Annotated in this window: 7 protein-coding genes; 6 read left to right on the forward strand and 1 reads right to left on the reverse strand. The window is 47.6% G+C overall.

Annotated elements, in window-relative coordinates:
• Positions 1-30: 30 nt before the first annotated feature.
• Positions 31-552 carry a hypoxanthine phosphoribosyltransferase gene (gene hpt, locus VST71_07165; GenBank protein ID MEC4685494.1) on the reverse strand — a complete coding sequence of 174 codons (522 nt, stop codon included), beginning with the start codon at positions 550-552 and terminating at the stop codon, positions 31-33.
• Positions 553-1064: 512 nt separating this feature from the next.
• Here hpt and VST71_07170 point away from each other — a divergent pair.
• The 6 genes from VST71_07170 (at position 1065) to VST71_07195 (ending at position 7371) form a co-directional block, all read left to right on the forward strand.
• The gene (locus tag VST71_07170) at positions 1065-1529 is read left to right on the forward strand and encodes a ribosome maturation factor RimP (protein ID MEC4685495.1); all 465 of its coding nucleotides are present in this window, start codon (positions 1065-1067) and stop codon (positions 1527-1529) included.
• Positions 1529-2758 (forward strand): transcription termination factor NusA, encoded by a 1230-nt coding sequence (nusA, locus tag VST71_07175; protein ID MEC4685496.1) that lies wholly within the window; start codon positions 1529-1531, stop codon positions 2756-2758. The genes VST71_07170 and nusA overlap by 1 nt, the downstream gene beginning before the upstream one ends.
• A 121-nt stretch (positions 2759-2879) precedes the next feature.
• Positions 2880-4973 carry an ATP-dependent DNA helicase RecG gene (gene recG, locus VST71_07180; GenBank protein MEC4685497.1) on the forward strand — a complete coding sequence of 698 codons (2094 nt, stop codon included), beginning with the start codon at positions 2880-2882 and terminating at the stop codon, positions 4971-4973.
• Positions 4974-4986: 13 nt separating this feature from the next.
• Entirely contained in the window at positions 4987-5304 is a 318-nt protein-coding gene (locus tag VST71_07185; protein MEC4685498.1) for a hypothetical protein, read from the forward strand.
• 9 nt (positions 5305-5313) lie between these two features.
• The gene (locus VST71_07190) at positions 5314-6123 is read left to right on the forward strand and encodes a prepilin peptidase (protein ID MEC4685499.1); all 810 of its coding nucleotides are present in this window, start codon (positions 5314-5316) and stop codon (positions 6121-6123) included.
• A 3-nt stretch (positions 6124-6126) separates the two neighbouring features.
• On the forward strand, positions 6127-7371 hold the full coding sequence (locus VST71_07195; GenBank protein MEC4685500.1) for an ATP-binding protein: 1245 nt from the start codon (positions 6127-6129) through the stop codon (positions 7369-7371).
• Positions 7372-7503: the final 132 nt, after the last annotated feature.

A 7503-nucleotide genomic window follows, 5' to 3' on the forward strand; every position in this document is an offset into this window, starting at 1 on the left:
TTATATAATAACGATCAAGAAGTAACGGACTCAGTCACTTCTTTTAAATATTGCGATATAGGGGAGGTTCCTGTATTTGTTGTCGTAATCCAGGCCATAACCCACAACGTATTTGTTCGGTATTTCAAACCCCTTGTAATCAATCGGCACATCTACAATACGTCTGTCAATTTTGTCGAGAAGGGCACAAATCTTCAGTGACCTCGGCAACCTTGCCAAAAACCTCTCCCTGAGGTAGTTCAGGGTTATCCCGGTGTCAACAATATCCTCAACTATCAGGACGTCCCTGTCCTCTATCTCCTCCCTCATGTCGCAGTGTATCTTCACTTCGCCGGTAGTGTCCGTCTTTGCATAGCTTGAGGCTATAATAAAGTCGATGGTCAGGGGTACCTGAATATGCCTGACGAGGTCGGAAAAAAACATGAATGCCCCCTTCAGCAGCCCCACCACGAGCAGTTCCCTGCCCTCATAATCATTTGAGATTTGCCGGGCGAGTTCCTTCACCTTTGCCTGAATCTCTTCCGCTGTCAATAAAGGTTTGCCTATGACCATCCTGCCTCCTAATGTCCTGAAGTGAAGCTCCCGGATCAGGGATTCGGTATTTTTTAAATTTATAAATGTATAGGTTCTATTATTAAATTAAGTGTTTCCAGGTTTCAAGACACTCAGGTATTCAAGATACGTATATATTAACATAGCAAGTATATTAACATAACAGGACAAGGGAATAAATCCCTGACTATGTTCCTGTTGCGGAAGCGTTGCCAGGGTCTATTTTAACACTGATTTTATATTATTTTCATCTTTAAAGTGCAGCCTTGACCCTGCTGAATGATTGTTTTTGAGAATCGGAAAAAGCAACTAAACCACGGAAATGCCGGGAAAAATCTGCCCGGATTTGACTTTTATAAGGAAAATTGATAAATTAATATGTACGTTTTTACATTATCCGGCCCTGGCTATTGTCAGTAGTAGATCAGAAGGGACGGTTAACGCATCCTGTAGATCCGGTGCAGGAGCGAATTTTGGAGAGTGGTTAATCCACTCTTTTATTTTTAGTTTACATGGTATCCAGGGAGATAATAAGGAAGAAGGTAAGGGAACTGGCAAGGGAAGCCACAGAGATAGCAGGGGTTGAGCTCTTTGATGTGGAGCTGCTCGGACAGAGGGGAAAGATGATCGTAAGGGTTATCATCGACAATGAGCAGGGGATCGGCATAAAGGACTGTGAACGTGTCAGCAAACAACTGGAGGCCTTGCTCGATGTGGAAGACCCGATTCAGGGCTCTTACACCCTGGAGGTGACCACCCCGGGGCTTGACAGGCCACTCAGGGGTATAGAGGATTTTGAGCGGTTCAAGGGCAGGTTGGCAAGGGTGGTAACCACGGAGAGGATAGCCAATCAGACATTCTTTGTCGGGAGGATAAAGTCCGTAAAGGGGGACACTATAGTCCTCGAGCTTGAGAATAAAGAGGTTGAGATACCCTACAAAATTGTCTCAAAGGCAAGACTGGAGATAGAATTTTAATGAATAAAGAGTTTTGTTACATCATTGAACAGATATGCAGGGAAAAGGCGATTCCAAAGGATGCTGTGCTCAAGGCGCTTGAGTCGGCTCTCTTGAGTGCTGTCAAGAAGAGGTTTAGTGGTAAAAGGAATGTGGAGTTACGCATTGACCCCCAGACTTGTGAGATTCATCTCTCGGTACTTAAGGATGTTGTTGAGGTGGTTAACAACCCGGAGGAAGAGATATCTCTTGAAGAGGCCCGGAAGATTGATCCCGAAAAGAATCCGGGTGATTATGTTGCCATTCCTTTAGAGCTGCATGATTTTGGCAGGATCGCTGCACAGACGGCAAAGCAGGTTATCGTTCAGAAGGTCAGGGAGGCGGAGCGGGAGATTGTTTACAACGAATTCAAGGATAAGGTTGGCAAGATTGTCAGTGGGGTTGTGACTCGTAAGGAGAGGGGAGTCTATTTTGTAAACCTTGGCAGGATTGAGGCCCAGCTTCCTTACAGGGAGACCCTGCCGGGAGAGAACCTGAAGAGGGGTGATGCTATCAGGGCTCTTGTGCTGGATGTCCGTGTTTCACCAAAGGGGCCGGAGATACTCCTTAGCCGTACTTCACCGGATTTTGTTGCTGAGCTATTCAGGACGGAAGTTCCGGAGATAGATGACAGGATTGTAGTAATTGAAAATATAGTGCGCGAGCCGGGGGAAAGGACAAAGATCGCCGTTACTTCAAATGATCCCTCCATTGACCCTGTAGGGGCCTGTGTCGGAATGAAGGGTACCAGGGTTCAGTCCATTGTCAGGGAACTGAGGGGTGAGAGGATAGATATTATCCCCTGGAGTGATGACCCAAGGATGCTTATCTCAAGGGCGTTAAGCCCTGCTGCAGTCGACAGAATAGGGATAAATGAAGAGGACCGCACTGCCATGGTTGTTGTCAATGACCAGCAACTCTCCATTGCTATAGGAAAACGGGGGCAGAATGTCAGGCTTGCCATGAAGCTGACGGGTTGGGAGATTGACATAATCAGCGAGTCCGAGTATTCAAAGATTAAACAGGATGAGGCTGAGTCTGTCTTTGGAGAGACGATAGATGAGAGCAGAGCTGAGGATGAGGATGAGGATGAGAACGAGGATGAGAACGAGGATGAGAACGAGGATGAGAACGAGGATGAGAACGAGGATGAGAACGAGGATGAGAACGAGGATGAGAACGAGGATGAGAACGATAAGCCAGCGGATTAAATAGCGGATTAATATAGATGTATATTATGTTCAGGTAACGGTCAGGACAGGGGCTGGACTGAGTAACAGCAGGATTTTTTTAATCCCTGCCGTTGCCTGTCTTAGATATGCCTTCACATTCATGAATAAAGACCTCCATGATTATCCCGTCCAGTTTATTAAGGGCATCGGTCCCGGAAAAGCAAAATTACTTGCAAGACTTGGAATAGAAACGGTAGCTGATGCCCTCTACCACATCCCCCACAGATACGAAGACAGAAGGCTGAAGTGCAGGATTGCCGATCTCAGACATGAAGAGCTCCAGTCAGTAACCGGCAGTGTCATCTCAACAGATATTATTAATACCCCCAGAAAGAGGATGAAGATCTTTGAGCTTGTCATCGCTGATGAGACAGGCATTCTGAGGGCGAAGTGGTTCAACCAGCCCTATATGAAGAAACTCTTTTCCCCTGGCAGTACCGTTATCCTCAGCGGTATTGTCAGGAGGGGCCCATACTCGGGAGCCGGACTTGAGATGCAGAATCCCGATTACGAGATTCCCGGCAAAGGGCATGACCGGGACAGCATACATACATCAAGGATTGTGCCCATATACAGGACAACATCAGGCCTTGGGGCAAGGGTCCTCAGGACGATGATGTTCAACATAGTTGACGTTGCTTCTTCCCACCTTGCAGAGTATATGCCTGACGAGATTTTGGAGAGGTATGACCTGCTTCCGATCAAAGAGGTTTTTAAACATATCCATTTCCCCCCGCCGGAGGCTGACCTGGACGACTTAAACAGGGGAGTGAGCGCCTATCACAGGAGGCTTGCATTTGAGGAATTTTTCCTGTTGCAGACAGGTCTTGCGGCCATAAAGAAGGGCAGGGGGGGAGAGAAAGGAATATCTTTCAGGGCAGGGGGCAAGCTGGTTAAAAGAGTGGAGGAGATGCTTCCTTTCAGGCTTACCAATGCCCAGCAAAGGGTTTTTGCGGAGATAGAGGCGGATATGCAGAGTCCGGGACCGATGAACAGGCTTCTTCAGGGAGATGTGGGCTCCGGCAAGACCATTGTTGCATTAAAGGCGATGCTTGTGGCAGTTGAGTCAGGCTATCAGGCCGCACTCATGGCCCCCACAGAGATTCTGTCCGAGCAGCACTATCTGAACGTCCGCAGTCTCATGGAGAAGCTGGGGCTGAGGTGTGTGCTCCTTACCGGTAGCAAAAAAGAGAGACCACTTCAGGAGATTGAGTCCGGAGATGTTCATATAATCATAGGCACGCATGCCCTGATTCAGAAAAATGTGAGGTTCCACAGGCTTGGCATGGTGGTTATTGACGAGCAGCACCGGTTTGGGGTGATGCAGCGGGCCATGCTGAGGAAAAAGGGATTGAACCCTGATGTGCTCGTCATGACGGCAACGCCCATACCAAGGACATTATCCCTGACACTTTACGGAGACCTTGACTGCTCTGTAATTGATGAGCTTCCACCTCGGAGAAAGCAGGTAATTACCAGGCTCTTCAGGGAGGGAGAGAAGGGAAAGCTGTATGGTTTGATCAGGTCTGAGATAAAGAAGGGCAGGCAGGCATATATTGTCTACCCCCTGATAGAGGAGTCTGAAAAGATGTTTTTAAGGTCGGCCATACCGGGGAAAGAGGCATTTGAGAAGATATTCCCTGATTTCAGGACAGGCCTCATTCATGGACGGATGAAGCCGGATGAGCGCGAAGAGATAATGCAGTCATTCAAAAACGGTGAGCTGGATATACTTGTAAGTACTACTGTTATCGAGGTTGGTGTGGATGTTCCCAATGCCTCCCTGATGCTGATTGTTCATGCAGAGAGGTTCGGACTCTCTCAGCTGCATCAACTGAGAGGCCGTGTGGGCAGGGGGGTTCATCAGTCTTACTGTTTTTTACTGGCTTATGGTAAGCTTTCAGAAGAGGCGCAGAAGAGGCTTGAGGTAATGGTCGGACACACCGACGGATTCAGGATTGCCGAAGAAGATTTTATACTCAGGGGGCCGGGGGAGTTTTTCGGGACAAGACAGTCGGGCATGCCTGACCTGAAGGTGGCCAACATGATAAGGGATGCACGACTGCTGAGTATGGCGAGGAAGGAATCCTTTAAAATAATAGAGAAGGACCCTGATTTATCAGGGTATCCTTTACTCAGGGATAGGGTTGAGAGGTTCTGGCGTGGTAAAATAGAAATATTCAGGACGAGTTGATGAGGAGGGTGAGATGCACTGGTTGCGTATTAAAAAATGGTTTCAAAATGGGGTGGAGAGACTCAGATGGCTTGCCTCTCTGTTCAGTGAGAGACTCCATATTGAACTTGCCATTATCAAGCTCCTTAATAACATGGAAGTTCTCAGGAAAAAACGTGAAGAAGTTGTTCTGCGTCTGGGCGAGAGGGTGTTACAATTAAAGGAATCGCCCAGTCCTGATGTGTTTACTGATCAGGAGATTCGTGCTATCCTTAAAGAGATAGAGGCTATCAACGAGGAGATCGAAGCAGCAAAGAGCAGGGTAAGTGAATTGAGCAAGCTGGAGGATTAACTACCATAAATGCAGGATTTCATCTTTGATTTCTCAGGCTCGGAAGTTATGATATACGCTATTGTTTTTGCATTTGGTCTTGTTATCGGCTCTTTTCTCAATGTCTGCATATACCGGATGCCGAGAGAATTGTCGATTGTCAGACCTGCCTCACGTTGTCCTTCCTGTGGCAAGGGCCTGAAACCATGGGACAATATACCTGTGCTCAGCTTTATCCTGCTGGCGGGGAGGTGCAGATACTGCGGAGAGCGTATCTCTTTCAGGTATCCGGTAGTTGAGTTTCTCAATGGCCTCTGTTATGTCCTTGTGCTCTGGAGGTTTGGCCCCGGGCTGAGCAGCCTTGTATTCATGATATACTTTTCAACCCTGATCGTCATCACATTCATTGACCTTGATTTTCAGATTATCCCTGATGTTATCACACTTCCCGGTGCAGTCATAGCCCTGGTTCTGGGGATCTTTCTGGTCTCAGACCCCTTTGACAGGGGGACTAACCTTGGGATGGTTCAATCCATTACAGGATTTTTCCTTGGGGGCGGTCTCTTCTATGCCGTGGCCGTGCTGAGTAGAGGCGGTATGGGCGGTGGTGACATAAAAATGATGGCAATGGTGGGTGCGCTGACGGGGTGGAAGGGTGTATTGTTGACGACTTTCCTGGGAAGCCTGGCAGGCTCGGTCATCGGTATCGGCCTTATGCTCTTTAAGGGAAAGGGCAGGAAGACCAGGATACCATTCGGTCCGTTCCTTGCCCTTGGCTCGGCAATCTCTGTCCTGTGGGGACAGGAGCTGTTGAAGCTCTATCTGAGGGGGTATTCTTAAACCATGAACAAGGTGGATTTCTTTACTGAACAGACATTTGTACTCTCCCTGCTGCTCTTTATTGTGATAATAATCTTCCTCTTCTTTTTCTTTATAAGGATATTCAGGCAAAAGAGGAAGGAACCCGAAGAGGACCGTTCGGATGTCTCCTTTGTGGTTGATACATTTCATGAACTTGTTGCCAGGCTCAAGGAGAACGAGCGGGAGCTGGAGCAGCTCAGGAAGAGGGCAGAGGACCGTGCAGAGGAGGTGGAGAGTTACAGTGACAATATCGTCCAGAGTGTTCCCAGCGGTGTTGTAAGTCTTGACAACGACCTCAGGCTGACAAAGGTCAATAATGCGGCTGCCATGATACTGCGCTACAGACCTGAAGACATTGTCGGAAAACCCTATCACGAGGTCTTCCGCTCCCCCCTTAAGGAACTTATTGAGACGAGAAAGAGCCTCAAGCGCGGAGAGTATCTCTATGAGAATGCAGCGGGTGAGAAGAGGTGGATAGGCCTCAATATGTCGTCCCTCTTTAACCGTAACGGCGATACCATTGGACAGATACTCATCTTTACAGACCTTACCGAACTGAAATCCCTTGAAAAACAGATAAGGCTGCGGGAATGGCTCTCGTCTCTTGGTGAGATATCCCTCGGAATAGCCCATGAACTCAGGAATCCCATGGCTGTGATTTCAGGTTATGCAAAGATACTGTCAAGGAAGAAGGATATCAGCTCCATCCCGGAGGTTGAGACCATAATGAAAGAGATAAACGTTATGGACAGGATAATCGGAGATTTTCTATCCTTTGCAAAGCCGATAACCCCCAATATGATGGATGTGGATATAAAGGAGATTGTTGAAAACATAGTTGAGCAGCTTCTGAAAGACCGGGACGATATTAAGCTGGATGCCATACTTAAGGATTATACACTTAAAGGTGATGAGGTCCTGTTGAGACAGGCATTTTACAATCTTATCCGCAATGCTGTTGAGGCCATGCCGGATGGGGGTATTCTCACAATAATAGCAAAACGGGAAGGCAACAGCCTTCTGATAGCAGTCAGTGATACCGGCAGGGGGATTCCCGAAGAGATAAGGGAGAAGGTTTTTCTGCCTTTTTACACCACCAGGGAAAGGGGTACAGGGCTTGGTCTTGCAATTGTTCACAAGAATGTCAGCCTTTTAGGTGGAACAGTAAACTTTGTATCTTCGGAAGAGGGGACGACTTTTTTGGTGAGGATGCCTCTGAGAGGCTGACAAGCTGACAAGATAGGTCAGATAGGTCAGATAGGTCAGATAGGTCAGATAGGTCAGATAGGTCAGATAGGTCAGATAGGTCAGATAGGTCAGATAGGTCAGATAGGTCAGATAGGTCAGATAGGTCAGATA

The organism is Nitrospirota bacterium, assembly GCA_035873375.1.
GTDB lineage: Bacteria > Nitrospirota > Thermodesulfovibrionia > Thermodesulfovibrionales > JdFR-85 > BMS3Bbin07.